19 protein-coding genes and 1 riboswitch are annotated in these 23,514 nt (G+C 29.7%); of the genes, 6 read left to right on the forward strand and 13 right to left on the reverse strand.

All coding sequences use genetic code 11. From position 1 onward, the window contains the following. Window positions 1-2 precede the first annotated feature (2 nt). The 7 genes from xseB to MPAN_RS05675 all read right to left on the reverse strand — a co-directional run bounded on the left by xseB (window position 3) and on the right by MPAN_RS05675 (window position 6,176). Window positions 3-185: an exodeoxyribonuclease VII small subunit gene (gene xseB / locus MPAN_RS05645; RefSeq protein WP_176238953.1), complete on the reverse strand. Its 183-nt coding sequence runs from the start codon at window positions 183-185 to the stop codon at window positions 3-5. Continuing rightward, window positions 185-1,516 carry an exodeoxyribonuclease VII large subunit gene (gene xseA / locus MPAN_RS05650; RefSeq protein ID WP_176238952.1) on the reverse strand — a complete coding sequence of 444 codons (1,332 nt, stop codon included), beginning with the start codon at window positions 1,514-1,516 and terminating at the stop codon, window positions 185-187. Before xseA ends, xseB begins: the two co-directional genes overlap by 1 nt. Window positions 1,517-1,521: 5 nt before the next feature. Further along, entirely contained in the window at window positions 1,522-1,914 is a 393-nt protein-coding gene (locus MPAN_RS05655; protein WP_176238951.1) for a transcription antitermination protein NusB, read from the reverse strand. A 132-nt stretch (window positions 1,915-2,046) separates the two neighbouring features. Next, window positions 2,047-3,222: an ABC transporter substrate-binding protein gene (locus MPAN_RS05660; RefSeq protein WP_176238950.1), complete on the reverse strand. Its 1,176-nt coding sequence runs from the start codon at window positions 3,220-3,222 to the stop codon at window positions 2,047-2,049. Next, the gene (locus MPAN_RS05665) at window positions 3,219-4,031 is read right to left on the reverse strand and encodes an ABC transporter permease (RefSeq protein ID WP_176238949.1); all 813 of its coding nucleotides are present in this window, start codon (window positions 4,029-4,031) and stop codon (window positions 3,219-3,221) included. Before MPAN_RS05665 ends, MPAN_RS05660 begins: the two co-directional genes overlap by 4 nt. After that, the gene (locus MPAN_RS05670) at window positions 4,012-4,887 is read right to left on the reverse strand and encodes an ABC transporter permease (RefSeq protein ID WP_176238948.1); all 876 of its coding nucleotides are present in this window, start codon (window positions 4,885-4,887) and stop codon (window positions 4,012-4,014) included. Before MPAN_RS05670 ends, MPAN_RS05665 begins: the two co-directional genes overlap by 20 nt. Beyond that, the gene (locus MPAN_RS05675; protein ID WP_176238947.1) at window positions 4,887-6,176 is read right to left on the reverse strand and encodes an ABC transporter ATP-binding protein; all 1,290 of its coding nucleotides are present in this window, start codon (window positions 6,174-6,176) and stop codon (window positions 4,887-4,889) included. Before MPAN_RS05675 ends, MPAN_RS05670 begins: the two co-directional genes overlap by 1 nt. A gap of 238 nt (window positions 6,177-6,414) precedes the next feature. Here MPAN_RS05675 and MPAN_RS05680 point away from each other — a divergent pair, with 238 nt between their 5' ends. The 6 genes from MPAN_RS05680 (at window position 6,415) to MPAN_RS05705 (ending at window position 10,107) form a co-directional block, all read left to right on the forward strand. Then, the gene (locus MPAN_RS05680; RefSeq protein ID WP_176238946.1) at window positions 6,415-6,900 is read left to right on the forward strand and encodes a hypothetical protein; all 486 of its coding nucleotides are present in this window, start codon (window positions 6,415-6,417) and stop codon (window positions 6,898-6,900) included. Between the two features lie 85 nt (window positions 6,901-6,985). Next, entirely contained in the window at window positions 6,986-7,594 is a 609-nt protein-coding gene (locus MPAN_RS05685) for a TetR/AcrR family transcriptional regulator (protein WP_176238945.1), read from the forward strand. A gap of 1 nt (window position 7,595) precedes the next feature. Then, a complete protein-coding gene (locus MPAN_RS05690) occupies window positions 7,596-8,456 on the forward strand; it encodes an ABC transporter ATP-binding protein (protein WP_176238944.1) in 861 nt (286 codons plus the stop codon). After that, window positions 8,446-9,183, forward strand: coding sequence for an ABC transporter permease (locus tag MPAN_RS05695; RefSeq protein ID WP_176238943.1), 738 nt, complete (start codon window positions 8,446-8,448; stop codon window positions 9,181-9,183). Before MPAN_RS05690 ends, MPAN_RS05695 begins: the two co-directional genes overlap by 11 nt. 2 nt (window positions 9,184-9,185) lie before the next feature. Further along, a complete protein-coding gene (locus tag MPAN_RS05700; RefSeq protein ID WP_176238942.1) occupies window positions 9,186-9,902 on the forward strand; it encodes an ABC transporter permease in 717 nt (238 codons plus the stop codon). A gap of 13 nt (window positions 9,903-9,915) precedes the next feature. Continuing rightward, window positions 9,916-10,107, forward strand: coding sequence for a hypothetical protein (locus tag MPAN_RS05705; protein WP_176238941.1), 192 nt, complete (start codon window positions 9,916-9,918; stop codon window positions 10,105-10,107). Window positions 10,108-10,177: 70 nt separating this feature from the next. On the opposite strand, the gene MPAN_RS05710 is transcribed toward MPAN_RS05705, so the two are convergent. The 6 genes from MPAN_RS05710 to MPAN_RS05735 all read right to left on the reverse strand — a co-directional run bounded on the left by MPAN_RS05710 (window position 10,178) and on the right by MPAN_RS05735 (window position 23,497). After that, window positions 10,178-17,587: a hypothetical protein gene (locus tag MPAN_RS05710; protein ID WP_176238940.1), complete on the reverse strand. Its 7,410-nt coding sequence runs from the start codon at window positions 17,585-17,587 to the stop codon at window positions 10,178-10,180. Beyond that, window positions 17,587-18,357: a G protein-coupled receptor family protein gene (locus MPAN_RS05715; protein WP_176238939.1), complete on the reverse strand. Its 771-nt coding sequence runs from the start codon at window positions 18,355-18,357 to the stop codon at window positions 17,587-17,589. Before MPAN_RS05715 ends, MPAN_RS05710 begins: the two co-directional genes overlap by 1 nt. Window positions 18,358-18,367: 10 nt before the next feature. After that, window positions 18,368-19,093: a hypothetical protein gene (locus MPAN_RS05720; protein ID WP_176238938.1), complete on the reverse strand. Its 726-nt coding sequence runs from the start codon at window positions 19,091-19,093 to the stop codon at window positions 18,368-18,370. Between the two features lie 55 nt (window positions 19,094-19,148). Beyond that, a riboswitch (cyclic di-GMP riboswitch) is annotated at window positions 19,149-19,225 on the reverse strand. A gap of 2 nt (window positions 19,226-19,227) precedes the next feature. Next, window positions 19,228-19,884, reverse strand: a complete 657-nt coding sequence (locus MPAN_RS05725) for a S26 family signal peptidase (RefSeq protein ID WP_176238937.1) — start codon at window positions 19,882-19,884, stop codon at window positions 19,228-19,230. A gap of 199 nt (window positions 19,885-20,083) precedes the next feature. Continuing rightward, the gene (locus MPAN_RS05730) at window positions 20,084-21,943 is read right to left on the reverse strand and encodes a DUF2357 domain-containing protein (RefSeq protein ID WP_176238936.1); all 1,860 of its coding nucleotides are present in this window, start codon (window positions 21,941-21,943) and stop codon (window positions 20,084-20,086) included. A gap of 12 nt (window positions 21,944-21,955) precedes the next feature. Continuing rightward, entirely contained in the window at window positions 21,956-23,497 is a 1,542-nt protein-coding gene (locus MPAN_RS05735; protein ID WP_176238935.1) for a hypothetical protein, read from the reverse strand. Window positions 23,498-23,514 lie beyond the last annotated feature (17 nt).

Below are 23,514 nucleotides of genomic sequence, written 5' to 3' on the forward strand. Positions count from 1 at the left end.
AATTACTTGATTTCCTTAACAACTAGTTTTTCTGCACCTTCTAACATGTTATAACATGCTTTAGAAAGTTCCAATCCTAATTGATATTTTTTTACTGCTTCATCTAGTGGTATCTCTTTGTTTTCTAAATCTTTAACGACTTCTTCTAATTCCTTTAGAAGCGTTTCAAAATTTTTCTCTGCCATTATTTTTCCTTCTTTCGTTTAACTTCAGTATATATATATCCATCTTTTAATTCAATTTCAATTTCATCATTTAATTTGATATCTTTAATGGTTGTTAAGATTTGTTTATCTCTTTTAATCATTGCATATCCTTTATCCATTAATCTTAATGGAGATAATGCATTTAATGCTTTTGTTAAAGACGCAAAACTATTTTGTTTAGAGATAAGTATTGAATTCATATGTTGATATAACAAATATTCTAATTGAACTTGTTTTTCTTTTAAGTAATTAATTTTTTCAATAGGATTTTTAACTCTATCTGTTAAATACAATACTTTTTGTTTTTTATCTTCTAGTATATAACTAAATTGTTTGCCTAAATCAGAATTTAAACGTTCAAGGCTTTTTTTCAATTCTTCTAACTTACTAGTTGGAGATAATCTATCTAATCTTTGATCAAGATATAAAAGCGAAGTATTTAGTTTTTCTAAATAGATTTGAAACTGTTTACCTATTTGATACTGATAATCGTCTATTTTGTCTAGTAAATCACTTTTATTAGGTGTAGCAAGTTCAGCTGCAGCACTAGGTGTTGGAGCTCTTAGATCACCTACAAAATCTGATATAGTGTAATCTGTCTCATGTCCAATGGCAGTGATAATCGGAATTTTCGATTGATAGATAGCTTCTATAGTTTCAATCTCATTAAATCCCCATAGATCTTCAATAGATCCACCACCACGTCCAACAATTAAAACATCGACTTCATTTAATTTATTTGCTAGTTCTATTTGATGTTTAATACTTTTAGAAGAATCTGGTCCTTGTACTAAAGCTGGATATAAATGAATTTCAGCTAATAAATATCTTCTAGATACAGTGTTTTTTATATCTTCAATCACTGCACCAGTTGGTGATGTGATGACACCAATCTTTTTTGGGTATTTAGGAATTTCTTTTTTATGTGAAACATCAAAGTAGCCTTTAGTTTCTAAATCTTTTTTTAATTTTTCATATTTTAAATAAAGTTCACCAATACCATCAAGCGTTAGTTTTCTAACTTGTATAGAATAAGATCCACTTGGTTCATACACACTCATTCTTCCTTCAACTAAGACATGATCGCCTTCTTTTGGATCAAATGCAACACTATTTGTATCTCTTGAAAACATAATACAACTAATTGATGCGCCTTCATCTTTTAATGTAAAGTAAAAATGCCCTCTACTGTGGCGTTTAAAGTTGGATAATTCACCTTTAATTAAAATATGAACAAGGTGTTTATCACCTTCAAGTTTAGTCTTAATATATTTAGTTAAAGCACTTACGGTTAAATATATTTGGTCCAATTAACTCATCCCTTTATGGCTTTTGCGATTTGATCGATAACCTTATTATTAAATTTGTGTTGTTTTTGGTCATCTAAGTTTGAATAAATTTTAGTTAGTTCTATTGCTTCATCAATAACGATATTGACTGGAATATCTCTTGCAAGAAGTTCATAAGTAGCAATTCTAATGATGGCACGATCAAGATAACTTAAACGATATAAACTATAATTATATAAATTAGTTTCTATGGTTTGATCTATTTTTGTAAGCATTTCTACCAATTCATGAAACATAACCTCTGCTTGGTCGTGTTCAAAGTTTGGAATAAAAGCTATTTTTTCACTTTGATATAAATCAAACTGATACATGACCTGCATCAATTCAACTCTTATTGCGCGATTTTCTTCATTTAACATATTATATACCTCGTTAATATTTTAGCATATATACCTTGATTTTAAAAATGTGAAACAACATTTTTTAATATAAAAAAGGTAAAAACTTAAGCTTAAGTCTCTACCTTTAAAAACATGTGTTAAATTATATGCTTATCTACGTTTTTTAATGATTGTTGTAACGACTGTTGACATCACTAAAACACCAATGACTATGATTGCAGCGATCGCTCCAGTGCCCAATCCTTCATTATCATCGTAGCCTTTATCTGCAAGTATTTCTTGCCATTTTGTATCCATTTCTAATTTAAGTGATTCATTATAACGATAAACTTCATCATTATCATTTTGTCTCACATCATAACTAGTTGCATAATCAGCAAATGATCCACCTACTGCAAGAACTTCTTCAAATACATCTTTCCTAGGTGAAGAATATCCAACAAATTCTGTATTTCTAAGTGCACTGTCATATGAAAGCATGAAGTTCATAAATTGATATGCATAATCCATATTTGCACCTTTTGGAGTGATAAATGCATCAACCCAAATATTTGTACCTTCTTCTGGCACAAAGAAATCTAAATTTTCATTTTCACTCATTAAGTAATTTGCATCACCTGAATAACTAACAGCTAAATCATATCTAGCAGGATCAAGCATAGCGTCAAATATTTCATCTGTGATGACATATGTTTCTGAAGTTAATGCATTGCCTAACCATGAAGCTGCTGTATCAAATTCATCATCAGTTGGAGTATTAATAGAATTTGCACCTGTTGCCTTAAGGGCTAACATAAATGAGTCTCTTGAACTATTATAAAATGCGATTTCATAATCACCATTTGTTAATACATCCCAACCTGTTAAATCAGCTGCATCTACAGTTGTTGTGTCATATAAGATACCAACATTTCCCCAAAAATAAGGAATTGCGTAATCTAGAATGTCATAACCTTGTGCACCTTCAGATAGTTCTGTAAGAATATCGTTTAATCCATCAGCTAAATCAGTGTCTCTATTGAAAGTCGTAATTTTTGTCCAGTCAATCATTTCAATTAAGTCTTCTTCGATTAATTGTTCAATTGCATATTCACTAGGAATCACTAAATCATATTGATTCCCTGATTTTATTTGTGTTAAAGCAACTTCATTAGAATCAAATGCGATTTGTTTAACTTTAATTCCTGTTTCATCTTCAAACTCATATACCAATTCATCATCAATATATTCTCCCCAATTATAAAGTCTTAAGGTAGGTCCTGATTCACATCCTACTAAAAGAGATATTGTTAAAATAAATAAACCTAACATTAATATTTTTTTCATTCCATTTCCTCTACTTTCTTATCATTTTTAAAATAATCATATGTAATCTTTCCACCAATAATTAATAAGATAATTGTTGATAATGCATTAATAATTGGTTTTGGTGAAAGTCTGTTTGTATATAAATAAATTGATATGTTTTTATCTCCACTAGATCCAGCCACAAAATATGAAATAATGAAATCATCAAAACTCATGGTAAATGCAATTGCAGCTCCAGCTATAATCGCTACTTTTATTTGCGGTAAGATGACTTTAAACAATGCTTTTAGTGGTGACGCACCTAAATCATATGCAGCATCCGCAATATTGGGATCTAAGCTCTTTACTTTAGGATAGACGGTAATTAGTACATATGGCGTTGAAAACGCAATATGAGCTAATAACATCGTATTATAACTTGGTGCAATTTGAAGTGCTCCAAATAAAACTAATAACGATACAGCCGTAATAATCTCTGGTGAAACAATAGGTATGTTATTGACTGACATGGTTATATCTCTAACTACTTTTTTTGTTTGTGTTAAAGCGATTGCTGCAAGTGTGCCTAAAATAGTGGATACAAATGTGGATACAACAGCTATCCAAATTGTCATAAAGACAATTGATTCTCTAGGATTTGTGTAGTTAAATAATTCTCGATCTTGAAATAATTCTTTATATCTGTCAAATGTGAATCCTTGCCATACTGTTAATGAATTTGCTTCATTAAATGAAAATACAGCAATCGATATAATAGGTGCATAAATAAATAACATCACTAATATTAAAAATATGATTTGATAAGGGTTAATACGCTTCTTTTTCATTGCGATTTACCCCCTTATACTTATCTAATTTTTTAATATAAAATACAATACCAAGAATAACTATAGCTAAAACGATTGCAATCGCAGATGCATAAGAGATGCGTCCATTATAAATAATCGATTTTTCTATTAAAGTTCCGATCATATAAATGTTTTGACTTGGTGCTAAATATTGAGGAACTATAATTGTTGTTGCTGCTGGTAAAAATACCATCAATACACCTGATAATACACCTGATAAAGATAGAGGTATGATCACTTTAAGCATTGTTTTAAATCTCGAAGCACCTAGATCGGCAGATGATTCAATTAAATTTGGATCAATTTTAGATATCACTGCATAAATAGGTAAAACCATAAATGGAAGATACACATAAACCAACCCTATAACCACACCAGGTGCGGTGTTAATTAAAAATGGGAAAAACATGCGCATAATTTGTTCTAATGCTCTTACTCTTAATAACATATTAATCCACATAGGTGCATTAATCAGTAATAAAAGTGCCATTTGTGTTTTAAATTTTAACTTTGTTAGTAAATAAGCTAGTGGATAACCAATAATAAGCGTTACGACTGTAGTTGCAAACGCAATCCATAAACTAGATGTCATTGCTCTTACAAAAGATGTAGCTCTAAAGAAGTCCATGTAATGTGTTAAGGTAAATCCTATAGGAAATACGCCTTGTTGACGATCAAATTGAAATGAAGATATAATCATCAAAAATATAGGAATTACAACTAAAACAATCATGACTATAAAATATGGGAAACTTAAATATTTTTCTATTTGACGAACTGATTTTTTCTTACTATTTTTTGGATTTTTATCATCGTAATATGCGTTGTGATTCATTACCATTTCTCCATGATATGAATATCTTCAGGTCCAAAAATAATGCCTACCTTAGAATCAATCCCATGATAATCAGTTGTATGTATGGTATATGTTCTAAATTCTGTTTTAACATCAATCTCGTAATAGACACCTTTAAAGGCAATACTGTCTACAATACCTGATAAAAAGCCTTTGGTTTCATCTACAATATCAATATCTTCTGGTCGAATAACTATATCAACTTTTTCGTTTTTAGAAAATCCACTATCAACACATTTGTAATCAACACCATCAAAAGAAATTAAATAATCATCTTTCATGACACCTTCAATAATATTAGATTCACCAATGAATCTAGCAACAAATGTATTAGCAGGCTCATTATATATATCTTCAGGAGTTCCAATTTGATAGATTTCACCTTGATTCATAACAACAATCTTGTCACTTATTGTTAAAGCTTCTTCTTGATCATGTGTTACAAAAAGAAAAGTAATTCCTGCACTTCTTTGTATTTCTTTTAATTCATATTGCATTTCTTGTCTAAGCTTTAAGTCAAGAGCTGCAAGTGGTTCATCTAAAAGTAAAACTTTAGGTTCATTAATTAAAGCTCTAGCAATTGCAACTCTTTGTTGTTGCCCACCAGATAGACGATGAACTTCTCTTTCATCATAACCTTCAAGCCCTACAAGTTTTAAATATTTAACTACTTTTTGTTGAATATCTTGTTCAAGAGTTTTTCTAGTCACTAATTGATCTGATAATTCATCAATACGTTTTTGAAGATCTTTTGGATTGCTTGTTGTTTTTAATTCTTTTTTTAATTGATTAATTTCTTTTTTAACAAGTAAATTAGGATCTCGTAAAACTGAAATTTCTTCTCTTAATAATTTTTTATATGATTTAATTTCTGCCTTATCCTTAGTAGCCTTTATTTTAGCTTGATAAGTTTGTTGTACTTCTCTCATTTTTTCTAAAGTAGACAAGGAATCATTTTTAACTCTAAGTCCAAAAGCTACATTTTCAAAAACATTTAAATGAGGAAACAATGCATATCTTTGAAAAACAGTATTTGTAGGTCTCTTATGAGCAGGTGTATCTAGAATAGAAACACCATCAAATAAGACTTCACCAGCACTTGGTTCAACAAATCCCCCAATGATTCTAAGCGTTGTCGTTTTACCACATCCAGATGGACCTAGAAGGGTAACAAACTCATTTTGTTCTATCGTAAGATCAATACCTCTTAATACAACTTGTCCATTAAATTCTTTTGTTATATCTTTTAATTCAATAAGTGCCGCCATTTTGTGCCTCCTTAATGCGTTTACTAAAGTTAAATATTTACACCTGTTTAAGGTCATATGTTTAGTATATATAAACTGAAAGTTAAACCATCATAAACCGTAACACATACATTATATATGATATAAATCATAAGTCAAGAAAAGAATAAAAAAACTTGTCTTGCATCTTTATATATTTATATATAAGTCTATGATATAATTTTATTAAATCAAATGAATAGCATAAGGGAGTAGACATATGTTTAGACTTGCAATACAGAACTTTACTAAGAAAAAATACATCATACAGGCTGCCATATTTTTTATCGTATTTATGATTATTTATACGATTATAGATTCGCTTAATATGAGCTATACTGAAATGTTAGAAACTTACGGTCTATATTTAGTTATTATTAACATTGGTCTTAATATAGTTATGAGTGCTTTATCTGCATTTTTAATGCATTTATCAACTTCAATGATTGAATTAAAAGCAAATGCTGATAAAGGATCTACTTTAGGATTCATATCAATCGTATTTGGAATTTTAACCTATGGATGTACATCGTGCGTGATTGCTTTTTTCGCAAGTATCGGAATTGCATTTTCAGTAGTTGCGCTTCCGCTAGCTGGCCTACCTTATAAGTTAATCTCACTAGTTTTGATTGTTTTAGGTATATTATTTATTAGATATGAATTAGAACATTCTAAATGCAAAGTAAAATTAGTAGAAAAAACATAAGAAGCGAAAGCTTCTTTTTTTATTGACTTATTTAGTTTTAAATTATATAATAACAATATGACAACCTTGTCACATTGGAGGTTCTATGCCAACACAAACATTTGATAATTTACCTATTGATAAAAAAAATAGAATTATTGACGCAATCCTTGATGAACTTGGATTACATACCTATGAACATATAAATATACAAAATATTATTAAAGATGCAAAAATACCTAGAGGTAGTTTTTATCAATACTTTAAAGATAAAGATGATTTGTTTGCGTTTTTTTATGACTATACAATCAATATAAAATATAAATATTGGGATAATATTTTATCTCCCTCTCTTGATATACCATTTTTAGAAAGATTAAAGTCTATATACTTAAGAGGCTATAAATTTAGTATTGACTATCCAAAATTTGTTAAAGTTGGACATCGAATATCTGAATCTCAAACATTTAGAAATGATGAGAACTACAAAAAAGGTATAAAAATGGCTATAGATTTATATGAAGGTTTCATCAAAACTGATCAAGAAAAAGGGATTATCAGAAAAGATATTGATGCAAGACTATTAGCTACATTCATTACAGAATTTATTCAAAAGGTAACGCTAGATGAACTCCTAAATGAAGGATTCAATTTAAATATCATAGAAACAAAAGTAAATCAACTCATCGATATCATCGGGAAAGGAATCAAATAATATGTTTAAAGTCGAAGATCTACACTACAGTTATCCAAAAAACAAAGAGGAAACAATTAAAGGTATCTCATTTGAAATTAAAAAAGGAGAGATTTTTGGTTTTCTTGGACCTTCTGGTGCAGGCAAATCAACTACACAAAAAATACTTATTAAATTATTAGATAAGTATCAAGGTATGATTACTTACAATAATAAAAACATCCTAGAACTTGGTGGAGAGTTTTATGAAAACATCGGTGTAAGTTTTGAAATGCCTATTCATTTTTCCAAGATGACAGCTATGGAAAATATTGATTTTTTCTTACAGCTTTATAAAAAAAATAATGATGTCCAATCCCTCATGAAAAAAGTTGGTCTATGGGAAGATAGAGATAAAATGGTCTCTGAATATTCTAAGGGTATGAAGATTAGATTAAACATTGTTAGAGCACTGTTAAATAGCCCAGAGATGCTATTTCTTGATGAACCTACAAATGGACTTGATCCAACAAATGCAATGATTCTAAAAGACATGATTAAAGTCTTTAGATCTGAAGGTGGAACAGTATTTATCACAAGTCATATCATGAATGACATTGATCAACTATGCGATCGAGTTGCGTTTATTGTAGAAGGTGAAATCAAGGAAATTGATACACCAAGAAACTTAAAATTAAAATATGGCAAACGTGTCATGACACTTGAATACAAAGAAAATAAAAAAACGATTCATAAAGAATTTCCAATGGATGGCATTGGTAAAAATGAAGAGTTTTTAGAACTATTAAAAAACAAAGAGATTGAAACACTTCACTCTGGAGAAACCACATTAGAAGAAATCTTCATTATGGTTACAGGTGTTGGACTAAATCATGAATCATAAACTTTTTGTTTTAATAAAAGGTGAATTGCAGCGACTTAATAAGTACAATGTTACAACTATTAGTTTAGTCGTTGCTCTTATATGGTTTCTACTTTTATATTTCATAGATGATATTGATATACTTTCATCTATGTTGCCATTCATTATATTAGTAGATGCGACCATGATGGCTATTATGTATATTGGAGCTATGATGTTTTTTGAAAAAACAGAATCAACAATTTCAACCATGTTAGTAACTCCTGTGACAAATAGTGATTTGGTATTATCAAAAGTAATCGCAAATACAATTCATTTATTAATTTCTTCAATGTTAATTATTATTGTCTTTTTCTTCATTAAAAATGTAGATGTGAATTGGTTATGGATCATTGTTGCACTTATCTTATCAGTTTCATTTCATTCCTTATTAGGATTTGCATTTAGCTATCACACAAAAGACTTCACTTCTATGCTTGTTGGAGTTATGATTTATTCTTTTGTATTTCTTATTCCACCTACTTTGAATTTCTTTAATATTTTATTTAAAGGAGAAGTCTGGGAATACATTTTACTTATATTTCCTACTCAAGCTTCAATAAAACTCATTGAAGTAGGATTTGGAGCTCCTATAGAAGCTAAATTCTTTATTAGTTTAGCTGTTATTGTTATTGGAGGCTTAGCATTATATAAATATTATGTGCTTCCTAAGTTCAAAGATTACGCTGCTAAGCAAAGTGGGGTGTAGATATGTTTAAACGACTATTAAAACATGAACTAAAAAATATAACAAAAGATAAGATGTATCTATTTTTAGCAGTTTTCCCTATCGTTATGGCTATCATCGCATATTTTCTTATTCCTTATTTAAAAGATCAATCAACTGAAGTGGTTGCAAACATTGTTGTATTAGTATTTATTTTATTAAATAGTTTTATGTTTGGCGCAATCACTGCATTTACTCTTTTAGATGATTCAGATGATAAAGTTTTATTATCTCTTAGAATCACTCCAATATCAGTTAAATACTATGTTTTGCTTAAACTAATTATAAGCTATATTTTAGGTATATTCGCAACTATCATACTACTTTTAGTCACAAACTTTATAGAAACTTCAAATGTTTTAGATATGACATACATCATCATCTTAGCACCTTTACAAGGACCTCTATTTGCACTTTTAATTAATTCTCTTGCAACAAACAAAGTCGAAGGTTTTGTGATCATGAAATTATCGGGTATTATATTAATGATTCCTATAGCTGCTTTATTCTTAACAAAATGGACTGAACTTCTTTTAGGCATTGTTCCTGGTTTCTGGGTATCTAGAATCATTTCAATGCAATTAATTGATCAAGATTATTTATTAGGTTCAACTACGATTTACTTCTTTGTTGGCCTTATCGTGCATTTAGTCATTGGTTATTTATTATTCAAACTATATCAAAAGAAAGTAAATATTTAAAAGGAGGTTACTTATGGAAATCTTAGCAATCATACTTATTGTTTATGGAGTTTTACTCTTATTCGGATTTTTACTACAAATACCATTAATCTACAACAATCCAAAATCAAAAGCATTAATTAAAATGATGGGTAAAACAGGTTACAACATTTTAATTGTTGTGCTGGGACTTACTTCATTAATAGTAGGAATTATTCTTTTATAACTCGCTTTTCATACTAAAAAGAGAAAAAGTGCCTTTCATAAAGAAGGCACTTTTTTATTTTATTTTAAAACTAATCCCAAGAGTTTTCTTCATCTGTAAATCCATAATCTCTGTCTGCTACTCTTGCGTTGCTAATGGTAATAACAAAGTTACGTGTTCTATTTTTTGTTGAACTATTGATATAATAGTATTTCCCGTTATCATTTGAACTAAGATCAAGATCATTAACACTATCAAGTTCATCAGTTCCATTGAGTTCAATTTTTATATCATAAACATAACCTTCAAAATCTAAAACTTTTACATTAAAGCTGAAGAATCCGCTCTTGTTTCTACCAAATCTAAACTTATAATTCTCATTGTCTAGCATAAACAATAAATTTGTTGTGTTATCATAGCTAGTTACTGTATTAAATTGTGGAAGTGTTGTAACAACTGTATCTGTAACTGGTAGGTTTGTTGACATATTTCTAACATTAATAACTATAACAACATCTTCTAAGTCAGGCTTAACGCCATTACCCTCATAAATCACCTCAAATATATATGAAACATTATAAGTGACATCTGTTACAGTGATATGATAATACACTACACTATTTCCATCTTCTGAAGTAACTCTGTATGTAATGATAATATCATCAAGCTCAGAAACACCTTCTGCTGATGTGAAGTCGGCTGCAAGTTGATAAACGTTTATATCTTCAGGACCTGATACTTCATCAGAATATTCTGTTGGAGAAATTTGTCTAGCAATGGTTGCACCAAGAGGTAAATAATTTAAGAAATAAGGAATATATTCATCTAATGGAATATTTGAAACTTGACCATCAACTCTAAAATCAACAACATTGTTAACATCTGCTCCATCATAGTCAATACCTGCATAATAAATAGTTGGATCATATGCACTATTTGTCACAGGTATACCCTCAGTGTCAGATTCATAGATAAGCGCATAATTAGTTTCTGTTGCAAGTTCAGCAAACTGAATATCTAATAAATAAGCATTTGTACCTTCATTTTTATGAATATATAACATACCTAAATCGATTGGATTTTCTCCAGTTCTATTATAGGTAATCGAAAATGAATAATCTCCCGCTCCTGCTGTGTTATCCACTTCAAAAACAAGATAATCATCTGTAACTGAAACAGTGATGCCTTCAGTTCCTGTAGAACTTGTTTCAAAATATGCATCAGGATTATCAGCTGCTAAATTGTAAACATCTTCTGAATATAATGTATCAATACCATAGTTAATTAAAACCATCGTAGAAAGTGATTCTCTAGCTACAACAACAGGATTAGATACATCCATCACTACTTTATTATTATTTCTATACACATCTTCAATCTCAATAGGTCTTTCATATATTCTATGTGTGTAATTTGTACTTGATCCGCTTTCAGATGTAATTGTATATGTTATATTATAGATTCTAAATCCTTCTAAATCAAAGGTAGTATTATTTATTTGAACATTTGAAATCGTTGAAAAGTCAGAAATTTCAATTTGATCTAAGAAAGGCAATGTGTAGTATTGAACATCTGATTGATATACTTTTGCACTTGCATCTACTACTGGAGTGATTACACTAGAACTAAAATCTAGAGGATATCCAAAATTAACATAAGTCTCAATTAAAGTTCCAGTAGGTGTGATTGTACCAGATGAATAATGTTCTATAGTTTCTATAGTACTTAATGTTGATCCAGCCTTTGTAAACGTGTGATATTCTCTAGTAGCATAAGGAAGTGTTCTAAATCCAACGCGATAAAGACCGCTTTTAAGATTTGGATTTACAAATAAAGTAAATGCAAATGGATGGTTTGTAGCATTTATTGATAGTTCTGAAGTAAGTGAATAATCTTCGTAATCAACAAATACATAACTACTTGTCAATGGATTATAATACTCAAGTGTAACATTATCCATTTCTTCATCACTACCTAAATTTAAGATATTAGTACCTGTAGGTAGAATGCCTGATGGATCTCTAAAATTAAATTTTAATGATGTTCCTACTTCTGCTACTGTAATATCAGATACCATTGTCGGATTTATACTACCACCATCAATTTGATAACTATATGCATAAGGCATAGTGGCTGTGGAACTATACGAAACATTAAGTCGTATTTCGTAATCTGTAACATAATTATCATTAATAAATGACGCAAAGTTTTGTGAAACTTGACTATATGAAGACATATATCCTATAGATACGATACCTGTTGTTGGATTATTGATATCAAATGTATAACTAAAAACAGGATCTAAATCAGGTTTGTTCTCATCAAGTATATCTGGATCCGCAAAATCTTTTAATAAGATTTGATAACTAGCATAGTATGCAGACATATTTGTACCATAACTAAATCCATAATAATCTTCTAGTGTTTTAGCAATCACTGCATTATTAGGAAGTAATGCATCTCTAATATTATAATTAACAGTAGCTGTATTACTATTAGTAAAGTCAAGTAAATTTAAATCTAAATCAAAAATTATAATGCCATGTTCTGAAGGCGTTGAAGGTTGCACAACAATTGGATTATAAAGTTTCGTATATGATCCTTCAATTTCTTTTAAATATAATGATTCTTCATTATCATCAAGCAACTCTGATTTATCGCTATATAAAGTCTGATATAGTGTCTGATAATCTAATTGAAGTGCTTCATACATCGAATCTGTGCTTGCATCAATACGAACAGGATCATCATAATCTATATCATATGCTTGAACAGTACCATCTAAATTATCTTGTAGTGGTAAAAGTTTCGCAAAGGATATATTGACTGGTAAAATAGCTCCAAATGTCGATCCAGATGAAGTCGAGAGCACATACATACCATTAGGTCTTGAATTAATAAACGTTGGAGATAAGTTTCCATTTTCTGAATAATAAATATATTCTTGTAAAACAGGGTCTGTTTGCATATCGAAAGCAGGACTGTAAATATACTGTCCTGTTTCATCAATTTCTTCTTCTGTAACAATTGGAACTGGTAAAACTTCACCAAAATAATAACTGCTCGCACCTTCTTGATAGTAAGATGATGAACCTTGAATTCTAGTATCTTCAAGATCCCAGACTTGATCATAATGTGGAAGACCATAAACATTTTTATATTCTGCACTTGTACCTACAACAACTTGTGAGCCTGAAACTGCACTCCATCCTGAATCATTGTAACCAGGCATCCCATTTCTAGAAATCATAGTGAATTCATTATCTGAATATGACGCACTAGCGTACCCAATTTTAGAATACTCGCGTCCATAATAAGAAATTTCAGTACGATTAGTTGTTTTATTATAAGTTGTTCTAGTCCATTGATCAGTAGCTCCATCATAAGCATACATATATTTTTGTGAGGTTATTGTAATATTGGTTGTATATCTATATACGTCTGGATCACGTCTACCTGCATAAAAATATGTATAACCAGTAAAAACAGCTTGTGTTGTATCATTTTTTCTAGCACTATAATAAACCGCATCAGAAAAGTCAAAATATGATACTGATGATGTAAAATTTAACACTTGGTCTAAACGACCAATTAAATCAACATTAGGGTCCATATTTACAATAAAGTTAAAGGTAGAATTTGAATCGTTATTTCCGTACATGATTTCACCTCTAGCACGTTGAAGACGTCCAAAAATACCACCAAATCCACGTTTGTCTTCTGGAAATAATCTGATATCACTTAATACATTTGGGAAAATGAATTCATCATTAACAGCATAAAATCCATCACGAATGGTTTCATAATCTAGAACATCTACATTGTTATAATTAGAATTTGATGTTCCTCTATTAAACGCTCTAACGCGTCCATAATTAATTGCGGTATCAATTTGAACATATTCAGTATCAAGAACAAAAGTTGCTCCAGCAATACCACCTGCAACATCAGTTGAACTGATTTCGCCATGATTAAGCATACGTCTCATAACTGATAGTCCATAACCAATAATTCCACCAGCTGCGGCGTTTATCCCAGGTCTATCTCCTGATGAGGATTTTGTCCATGCATAATTGTTATAATAAGCTGAATATACATAAACAGGTAATGAGGAATCAAATTCAATACTGCCTGCTGTTGTGTAAACAGTTGAATCACTATACTCTGAGATTGTAACTGTTAAAGCTGAAACATTTCCGTAATTAATTGAATTTGTTAAGATTGAGTCCACAATATAATTATTATATGATGTATAGGTAAGTGCGATATTTCCTTTTTCTAATTCAACATATGTCGCACTTCCTAAAATTCCACCTGCTCTAGTAAAGTTTTTAGATTTTGCAATAATTTCACCTTTATTTGCAGTATCATAGATTCTTGAATTATCACTTAAAACAGCTCCTGCGATACCACCAATAATTACTCCATATCTAAATTTTAATACAACTCCACCAGTGGTATCGTCATCTGAAAAATATACATTAGCAGTATCTACATTACTTAGATTTTCAAATCTTAAATCACCTAAATTTGCTGTATCTTGAATATCACCATCGTTAAATGTCGCAATCCCACCACCAAATACATTAGCATGACCAGTAATTCCATAAATACTTGAATCATATGTTGATATTAAATTTGCACTATTAATTGAGTTAATAATACCTATCGTAGCTTTAGGCATTGCTAAAGTACCATCTGGATCCATGTTTCCTGAATTATTATAATTCACAAAACCACCCACATAAATATTATTCTTTTGTGTTTGATTAACAGTATTTGATGTGATTCCAGCAATTATGATCTCGCCATTGACTAAACTATTTTTAATGTATTTTCCATTTGTAAGAGTTTTTGTTATACCAGCAACAAAGAGCTCTTTATCAGAACCTGATGTTTGCATTAAGACATTTGAAACTCTTAATTCTGCATTATATACTACATTTAAATAATTGATATTTGTTGATAAAGAAATACCAGCTATATTTTGAGTTTGAGACATTGTTTGATTTTGATAAGTAATGTCTCCCTTATTTTCTACAAAACGCAACAATGAAGCTTGATTTGTTGTTGAATAATAAATACCTGAATAATTATAAGCACCATATATTTCTATATCTGCATTATTATATGACTGTGATAAAGTAACTCCAGAACCTACATTATAAACAAGTGTCGTATAATTTAGATTACTAAAATTACCAGTTACTACACCAGTACTTTGGTTAACAGTATAATAGTTCAGTGAACCTGTGCTCATATTATATAAATGAATAAATTCAGTTGAAGTAGAGTGATTTGAAACAAGTACACTTGAAGCATTAACAATATTAGTTCCACGAGCTAATACATCAATAACTCCTTTATTTTTAAATTGACCAAATGTTAGATTCATTTCATAAGCTAATCCACTACTCATACCGATAACTCCACCTATATAAATGGTTTCTGTACCTGCTGATTTCATTTCACCAGCTGATAGTGTAGCTTCGTTGGTTAAAAGGCCTAAGACATGCTTAGCTTCTATAGTATTTGTAACTTTCCCAATAACGCCACCCATATATACTGTTGGTGCTTGTGAAACTGTCATTTGTGTAGATGTTGTGCCTAGTCCGTTAATATCTACATTATTATAAATATCTGTTAAAACCAGTTGTGTTTGTCCAGTACTACCAATGACACCACCAAAATGATAACTTGGATTAATTAAAATATCAGTTCGATATACATGATCAGTATTTGGAATAATAGTTCCTTCTAAATAAACGCCTGAAACTGTTCCGCTTGCTCTACCAATAAGACCACCAACATGCATTTCACCTAAAGTTTGATGTCCTAGGTCAATTTCAACATTACCAAGTACATTTCTTATTTCTCCAGAAATAAAATCTCCCGCAAGAATACCAACATACGTAGAAACACCAGCATAATTATCAGTATTAGTTAAAGTTAATTTTGCATCATAAAAAATCAGGTTGTAAACATCTCCTGTGAGTATACCAAACATTCCAGCATAATAATCTTGCTGAACCATGCCATCTACTATTTCTAAACCATATATAGATACTTCATTTGAAATGCCTGCAAAAACACCAGCAAATTCAACTGTAGGTGTTGTATATGAGTTTGGTGCAACACTACTCATATCAATATTACTAGTTACAACATAATTCATATCACGAAATGGTGTTAAATTTGATTCTCTTGTATAATCTAACATCTTAGAAAAAGCGACTAAATCTAATGAATTATCAATTACATAATAAGTGCTTAGTGTTACGATATCTAAAGGATCATTAGAAAGTGAAATATCTGTTGGAGTAGAAATTAATTCTAATCCAAACGTAGATGGATATTTAGCATATGGATCATTTTCTGAAGGATAATAATACCATCCAGATCCTAAAATATTATTTGATGATCTAAGCTCAGATGTTTCCATAGATGTTGCATAACTATTTGGCGTATTAATATTATAAGAACTACCACTAATTGTAACGATTTCTTGATATAAAGTATCATCATAAGCTAGATTACTATAAGTCCCAGTTGTGTGATTTGTATATAGCACAGGTTGAACAGTAAATCTTGAACCATATGAAGCATTCATAACAACTCTTGATGCATAATAAGCATCATTAAATGTACCATAATTATCAAATAGAACACCCGAAGCTTGACCTGCTGAAGCGATCATACGAATACCAGATACTAGTGCAGAAGTTCTATAATCAATGACATAAACATGATTCACATTACCAGTTGAGCGATTCTCGCCAACTATGTTTGCTGCTTTATATAAACTTGAACTTTCAAAATTAAATTCATATGTTGGATTGATTAATCCAAAATTTTGGATAGTTCCTTCGTTATACGCAAACATTGCATAATATTCTACATAAGATATTTCTATTTCAAACTCTGTGCCTTCATATAAAGATTCAGTCAAAAGATCAAATCCTGAGAAATATAGATTAGTAATTTCAAAACCATTACCATCAAATGTTCCAGTGAAAGCTTGTTGGTGATGGGTCGCTTCTATATAAAAATCATATCCAATTGGATTAAATTGTTTAGATTTCATGACTGAGTAATCAATATCTCTACCAAGCGCATAATCAAGACTTAAAAGTTTACTGATTGCTGCATCTGTAAGCTTAGTTTCATATTGAGTAAATTTAAGATTATAAGATACATCAATTGAAAAACGATACAGTTCATTAGCTGTATCAAAACGAATTATTTTATCAAATGTAGCTAAATTAATAGCTTCAATTTGAGCTGAAGTTAAAGCGATATTATTTCTGAAATCAGAATATGTAATATAAATATCATCTGGTAAAACTAATGGTGGAAGTTCTTCATATGTATGATCTGTAAAAATGCCATATTGGTCTTGAGCAATAGATGGAAAACTAATATTTAACAATTGACTTCCAACAACAAAACTAAATATTGTAATAAAAACAAATAATACTATTTTTTTAAATGTATTTCTCATTACCAACTACCTCCCCATGGAGTATCTGCAAGACCCCAATTATAGACAGGAGCCATGTTTCCAGCTTGAACAGCCTCAACTAATATAGCAAACTGTAATGTATAACCAAAAGATTTTGTATCAAATTCATCTCCATCATATTCTTCTATAAAAGATATGGTTTCTGGTGAAGAATCCATTTCACGTTCAATGACTTGTGGAAAGTAATAATATCCGTCATTTAATTTATTATCAAACCAATGATCAATCTTAGTAACAGTATCATTTATTGTAATACCACCAAGTGCAGTTTCTGCATCAAAAAGATCATCATATAAAGTTCCATTGACATCCCATTCTCTTGAAAAAGCATAATTGATAGGTTGGTCCACAATGGATACTTCTCCTTTATTGCCTTCAAAATCTATAGTACTCAAAGTAAGTGCATCAATGATAGAAACTCTTAAATATGTGTCTACAGTGCTATTAACATGTATATCAACTCTAAGATTATCAATATAATCATCAGCTTCAAAATCTGTAACATTAATTGAATAAATTCCAGTTTTGGTCATTGTTGAAGTTCCAGTGTCAATACTAAATTCATCTGGTTCTAACATGATACCATCTAAATAAATTGAATAAGAAATATCGATTTTTGCTGCAGTCGCAACAAATGAATCTGTTCTATTAATTAAAACAAACCAAGTATATGTTACAGTACCTAATATAGTCAAAAACAAAAAAGCTATAGTCAAAATTATGTACTTAAACTTTTTTGTTAGACTCATCATAAACTATTTACCCCTCATTTATAAGTGAATAAAGACCATCTATTAATAATTCACCATCTTGAAAACCAGTGCCTTCATCAGGTGTGTATGGATCTAGAGAAATTGAAAATTCTATAGTTAAAATATGTTGTGATGCAATATTAGATTCAAATACTGTAATGTTATTATCAATTATCATATTTTCGCCATCCATATAATAATCATATAAATTATTTATGCGATATTCCTCTAAATTATACCCTAAATATTCAATATCTGTTCCATCGATTACATCTAAGGATATATCGTCTTCCAAATAATAGGTGTTATCAATAAAATCTTGACTTGAAGCATACCATGTTAGGGTTACAATCCCATTATCAATATAAAAGAAATCTGTTAAATCATATTCAATATCTGTTTGAGCTGCTCTTATATTATCTAGAACAATATCAATACTCATATCTGGATCACCAATTAAATTTGAGTTTTCTACAATAACCCTAATATTTATGGAATCTCCAGGTAACATACTGGATAAATATGCATTAAGTGTAGCTGGTTCATTAAAACTATTGTACCCTCCACCATTAATTCCATATTCAATATCTAAATTTAATTCTCTTTTAACAACTTCTGTATTGACTTCTTGTAAATTGCTTTCATTTGACAGGCTGAACCAAGCATAAACTGCTGTAGAAAATAAAGCAATAGTAATAAGTATAACAATAGTTGATTTTATTATTTCTTTCATCTCTTGGTTCTCCTTTTCATGAATTTTTAAGACAAAAAGCCAGTTGAACTCTTTCGAGTGCAACTGGCTACCTTAATTTAAGGCCCTATAGCTTTGCGTCACTAGGTTACCCTAGTTTTGCCAATGTTTTTAATCTATGTATTTTGTCGTTCTTTTAATATTTCTTCTAGTATTTCTTTTTTCTTTTGTTCTTTTAATGCTTCTAATTCTTTTTCATGTGCTTCTTTTAAAGCTAATTGTTTATCTTCTTGATATGTGTTAACTAAATGAATGATTTCAGAGATTAACATAATTGTTAAAACCACTGCTAAGCCGCCAAATATTAAACCTTTAGATGATGTCATTAATGATGCAACTGGCTTTAAGAATGTTATTTTTGATTGATAGATACCTTCGAAATTTTCTTCAGTAACGTAGTCTTGATACTGTGGTTGATCTTGTGAAGCATTGTTATCACCTTTTGTAATGATACCTTCTGCATCAAATCCAATAACCCTATGAATAACTAGTATGGGTGCACCTGAATTGTTTTTCCCTTGAAAGACAATCACGTCGTTTAATTCAACTTCATCTATACTAGCTTTTCTTATTAAAACCATATCATTGATATCTAATGAATCTTCTTGTGTCCCAACCATTGAATCTGTTGGTACAACAGCTAGAGCTTTTGAAAATATAAATACAGGTTCATTTCTTCTAAGTGCAATTGTTCCTGATATCATCAAGAATATTGATGATACGAATATTAAGATGGCAAGTGCCGTGAAAACCCCTGTAAGCGTCTTTTTCATATATGCTCCTAAAATAATTTTATCATATAAATATGATTAATTCTATAGATTTGACTTATAACTATATTGCTATTTGAGTATGAAGTTTCAAATCCATCTCAATCAAATATTTTTAGATTTAACATAGACTACAAAGGTGTCAAAATTATTCTGTTAAGCCATTGTTTTATTCTTTTGTTTCGAGTTACTATCTTATAAATTATTTCAATTGATCAACTTTTTTTTCTAATTTCTTAATAGCTTGGTCAGTAATTTTAGCTTTTTCTTTTTTAAGTCTTGCTTCAGATTGTTTAACTAGTTTATCTTGCTGTTTTTTCAATCTTATTTTTTCTTGACTTCTTTGTTTAGCTAATTTTTCATTAAGTCGTTTTTGGTTTTCTTTATGTTGTTCTTTAATCTTTCTTAACTCTTCTTCATAAACCAATTTTGCCTTTTTCTTTTCTTCTTGGATGATTAATTTTTCTTCTGCTTTTAATTGTTTTCTAGTCTCTCTAATCAAAGTTGTTGTTTCTTTATGTTCTTCTGTCATAACTTTCTTAGTTTCAGATACGTAAGAAAGATAAGTTGATAATGCTTCTTGGTTTTTCTTCAAATTTTCTCTTTCTAACTTGATTTTTTCTTGAATTGCTGCTTTTTTAGCATCATCTTGTATCTTACGTTTTGTTTCTTTAATAAATTGCTTGTCAAGATCATCGATTTCTTTCATGATTCGTTTTTCTAGTCGAATTGTATTATTATAATCAACTTCTTTAATTTCTCGAATGATTCTAGCGACTCTTGCTTTTTCTTTAAGCTTATTAATTTCAGCTTCTGTATCATCTTTAACAAGCACTTTAAAATATGATTCTTCGCTATATGCATCATCTAAATCAAAATATGATTTATAAATTGCATTTGATATTTCTAGAGTTTCTCTTAAAGCTTTTCTTAATGCCACTTCAAAGTTTGAAGAGTCTTCAAGATGTTCATCTAGAGATTTTTTAAATTGTTTTTTATACTGTTCAAGATAGTATTCATTAATATTAACATCTTCAATATCAACTGAAGGGTTAGATTCAATTAAGTCTTCTAACCTTCTTGTAACAATTTTAGGATTTTTTTTACGATACTCTTTTATATCTAAGTATTGATAATGTTCTTCTAATGCTTTTTGATTACCATAAACTGTTGCGAAAGTCTGTAATGCTAATTGATATACATTTTTAGTATAATATCTATCAAAAGTTAAATTTTGTTCTTGAATATCAACATCAAAATCTAGAGTATGATAACGATCTAAAAACATCCATAACGTATAACAATTTTTATAATCAATATTTTTCAATAAGATTGAAGTTTGCATAATAGGTGCTTTTACAGGTGTTGATCCTTTTAAACCTACAATAAACGGAGTCATTTTAAGTCCATTTACAAGTTTTAAAAGATTCCTAATTCTTGATAATAGCTCTTGATTTGTCTGATTGATTTTTTCATCGATCAAATCTTCTTTAACGATGAAATTAATATGCATATCAACTTCTGAGTCTTGAATCTTAAATTGTGATTTTAAATCAAAATGTTTTTTGTTAAATGAATCTACATTTTTCTTAACTAAATCATGTCTTCTACTAACAAAATCAAATAAACGATCGATTAATGTCTTGACAAATCTATTTTCATAAATTGCATATTCGATTTCTGCTTGTGTAGTTAAAATTCTTTTAGGTATGACATCGGTGCCTCTAATCTCTTTGATTAAATGTGTATGAGATGCAAGATGTCTAATTGAGTCACTATTTGTCTTTTTTGCTTTTTCAATTGCTACAATTTCTTGATCATAACGCAATCCTGATTTAGGATCTCTAATAATTTTGTTTAAACTAGGGAAAAATGATTCGATTGTTTTTATCCAATCTTCATGAAATGTTTTTATTTCTGTAATACTTTTTTGATAGAGTTCATTTTCTCCACCTAAAAAGGCTTGATAGAAGTCATCTGGAAAAGGAAGTTCCATTTCCAAATCATGATAGGCTGAATTTAATTCTTGATGAAATTTTCTTAAATCGCCTAATTTCTTCATAAGATACTCCTATTAGTATGATTTCAAAATCGATGTTAAATATGACTGACATTCTACAAATGAATTTTTACCGAACAAACGATCAAGTAATACTGATAGTTCACCAATTTCTACTTGTGAGAAAGGTAGATTTAAACTTTCAAATTTTCTAAATATTTTTCTAGCTACAATATAATCTAGTGCTTCATATTCTGAGCCACCAGCTGCTACATATACAGGAACAAATGATCTAATTTGTTTCATGATACGATTACCAAACGTAACTTTTAAGTTTTCAGTTATATATTTATCTAATTTTTCTAAGTTTTGAATTGCTTTTAAACTTAATGGATGATCTTTTACTGCTGTTCTAAATAATTCTTGTAGATAATCATTTGACATGATGACACCATCAGTTGGAGGTGCATCGATGAAATTTGATTTAGTGTTAATTTCTATTGGTGTTGCTCTGTCATAAACTTTATCTGTAATTGTAAATGTTGAATCATCTTTATTTGCTGTTCCAACAAACCAAACATTTTGTGGAAGTAGTATCTTACCTTTTTTAAAGTTTTTAGGATCTGCAGGTTGTGTACTTGGGACGATATCAATAAACCATTGATCTGTATCAGGCATTTCAAGTAAAGATAGCAATTCTGCAAAATAATATTCAACACGCGCTAAGTTCATTTCATCTAGAACAATGATACAAATATCATCACGATATGTTGTTTCATAAATTGCTTCTAGAAATTCTGTTTCGTTAAACTTCTTTGTAAATTCATTTAAGTATCCAATCATTTCAGCGCGATCACGCCAAGATGGTTGAACAGCAATAATTTTGGAATCATTACCAAAGAATTTACCCATTGCATAAGGTAGGGAAGTTTTCCCGGTACCAGATATACCTTCTAAAATCATTGTTTTAGAAGATGCAAATCCTGCAAAGAATGCAGAGATGATTTTTCTATCATAGAAAAGTCCTAATTGAGATGCAGAGAAGTTAATAAATCTAGTTACTAGTTCTCGAAGATTTATCATATCTTCTTCTTTCATCCTAATAGATGTCATTCTACTTTCGTAGTCTTTGTCAATATCAATAAGTTTAGTGAATCTTGATGGACCTTTATGTCCTTCTTCTTGTTCTTCTATAAACTCTTGATCAGCTTTTCGTTGCTCTTCTGGAGATAATCCTAAGTTAGAAACCTTCAAAGCAAGTATCTTATTTTTCTCATCAATTAATTCAACAGTTTTTTCATTTAAAAATGATATTTCTTCTAAAAGCTCATCTTTTTCAATTTCTCGCTTTATAAAGCGGAAATATCGACTTGACCATTGATATAATTTGAGTAAAAAGAATATAATAAAAGCTAAATTAATAATTAAAACAACAAAAGCCATCACCCAATCGAGTAATGTGTATTGTGAACTTGACAGTATGAACTTTTGAAAGTATTCAACAACATTATGAAAAAATAAATCGGCAAAGATTCCAAAAAGATTCTTAAAAAATTCACCGATATTTGCAAAAAGTTCTCTAATGAAGTCGATATAGTAACGTGCAAATTCTACCATATGCTCTCCTTGAATCT

The organism is Mariniplasma anaerobium (assembly GCF_016865445.1).
Taxonomy (GTDB): Bacteria; Bacillota_I; Bacilli_A; order Acholeplasmatales; family Acholeplasmataceae; genus Mariniplasma; species Mariniplasma anaerobium.

Excerpts from the sequence above, each read along its gene's own strand:
- xseB (WP_176238953.1), bottom strand. The coding sequence starts at position 185 with ATGGCAGAGAAAAATTTTGAAACGCTTCTAAAGGAATTAGAAGAAGTC.
- MPAN_RS05655 (WP_176238951.1), bottom strand. The coding sequence starts at position 1,914 with ATGTTAAATGAAGAAAATCGCGCAATAAGAGTTGAATTGATGCAGGTC.
- MPAN_RS05660 (WP_176238950.1), bottom strand. The coding sequence starts at position 3,222 with ATGAAAAAAATATTAATGTTAGGTTTATTTATTTTAACAATATCTCTT.
- MPAN_RS05665 (WP_176238949.1), bottom strand. The coding sequence starts at position 4,031 with ATGAAAAAGAAGCGTATTAACCCTTATCAAATCATATTTTTAATATTA.
- MPAN_RS05670 (WP_176238948.1), bottom strand. The coding sequence starts at position 4,887 with ATGAATCACAACGCATATTACGATGATAAAAATCCAAAAAATAGTAAG.
- MPAN_RS05675 (WP_176238947.1), bottom strand. The coding sequence starts at position 6,176 with ATGGCGGCACTTATTGAATTAAAAGATATAACAAAAGAATTTAATGGA.
- MPAN_RS05680 (WP_176238946.1), top strand. The coding sequence starts at position 6,415 with ATGTTTAGACTTGCAATACAGAACTTTACTAAGAAAAAATACATCATA.
- MPAN_RS05685 (WP_176238945.1), top strand. The coding sequence starts at position 6,986 with ATGCCAACACAAACATTTGATAATTTACCTATTGATAAAAAAAATAGA.
- MPAN_RS05690 (WP_176238944.1), top strand. The coding sequence starts at position 7,596 with ATGTTTAAAGTCGAAGATCTACACTACAGTTATCCAAAAAACAAAGAG.
- MPAN_RS05695 (WP_176238943.1), top strand. The coding sequence starts at position 8,446 with ATGAATCATAAACTTTTTGTTTTAATAAAAGGTGAATTGCAGCGACTT.
- MPAN_RS05700 (WP_176238942.1), top strand. The coding sequence starts at position 9,186 with ATGTTTAAACGACTATTAAAACATGAACTAAAAAATATAACAAAAGAT.
- MPAN_RS05705 (WP_176238941.1), top strand. The coding sequence starts at position 9,916 with ATGGAAATCTTAGCAATCATACTTATTGTTTATGGAGTTTTACTCTTA.
- MPAN_RS05710 (WP_176238940.1), bottom strand. The coding sequence starts at position 17,587 with ATGAGAAATACATTTAAAAAAATAGTATTATTTGTTTTTATTACAATA.
- MPAN_RS05715 (WP_176238939.1), bottom strand. The coding sequence starts at position 18,357 with ATGAGTCTAACAAAAAAGTTTAAGTACATAATTTTGACTATAGCTTTT.
- MPAN_RS05720 (WP_176238938.1), bottom strand. The coding sequence starts at position 19,093 with ATGAAAGAAATAATAAAATCAACTATTGTTATACTTATTACTATTGCT.
- MPAN_RS05725 (WP_176238937.1), bottom strand. The coding sequence starts at position 19,884 with ATGAAAAAGACGCTTACAGGGGTTTTCACGGCACTTGCCATCTTAATA.
- MPAN_RS05730 (WP_176238936.1), bottom strand. The coding sequence starts at position 21,943 with ATGAAGAAATTAGGCGATTTAAGAAAATTTCATCAAGAATTAAATTCA.
- MPAN_RS05735 (WP_176238935.1), bottom strand. The coding sequence starts at position 23,497 with ATGGTAGAATTTGCACGTTACTATATCGACTTCATTAGAGAACTTTTT.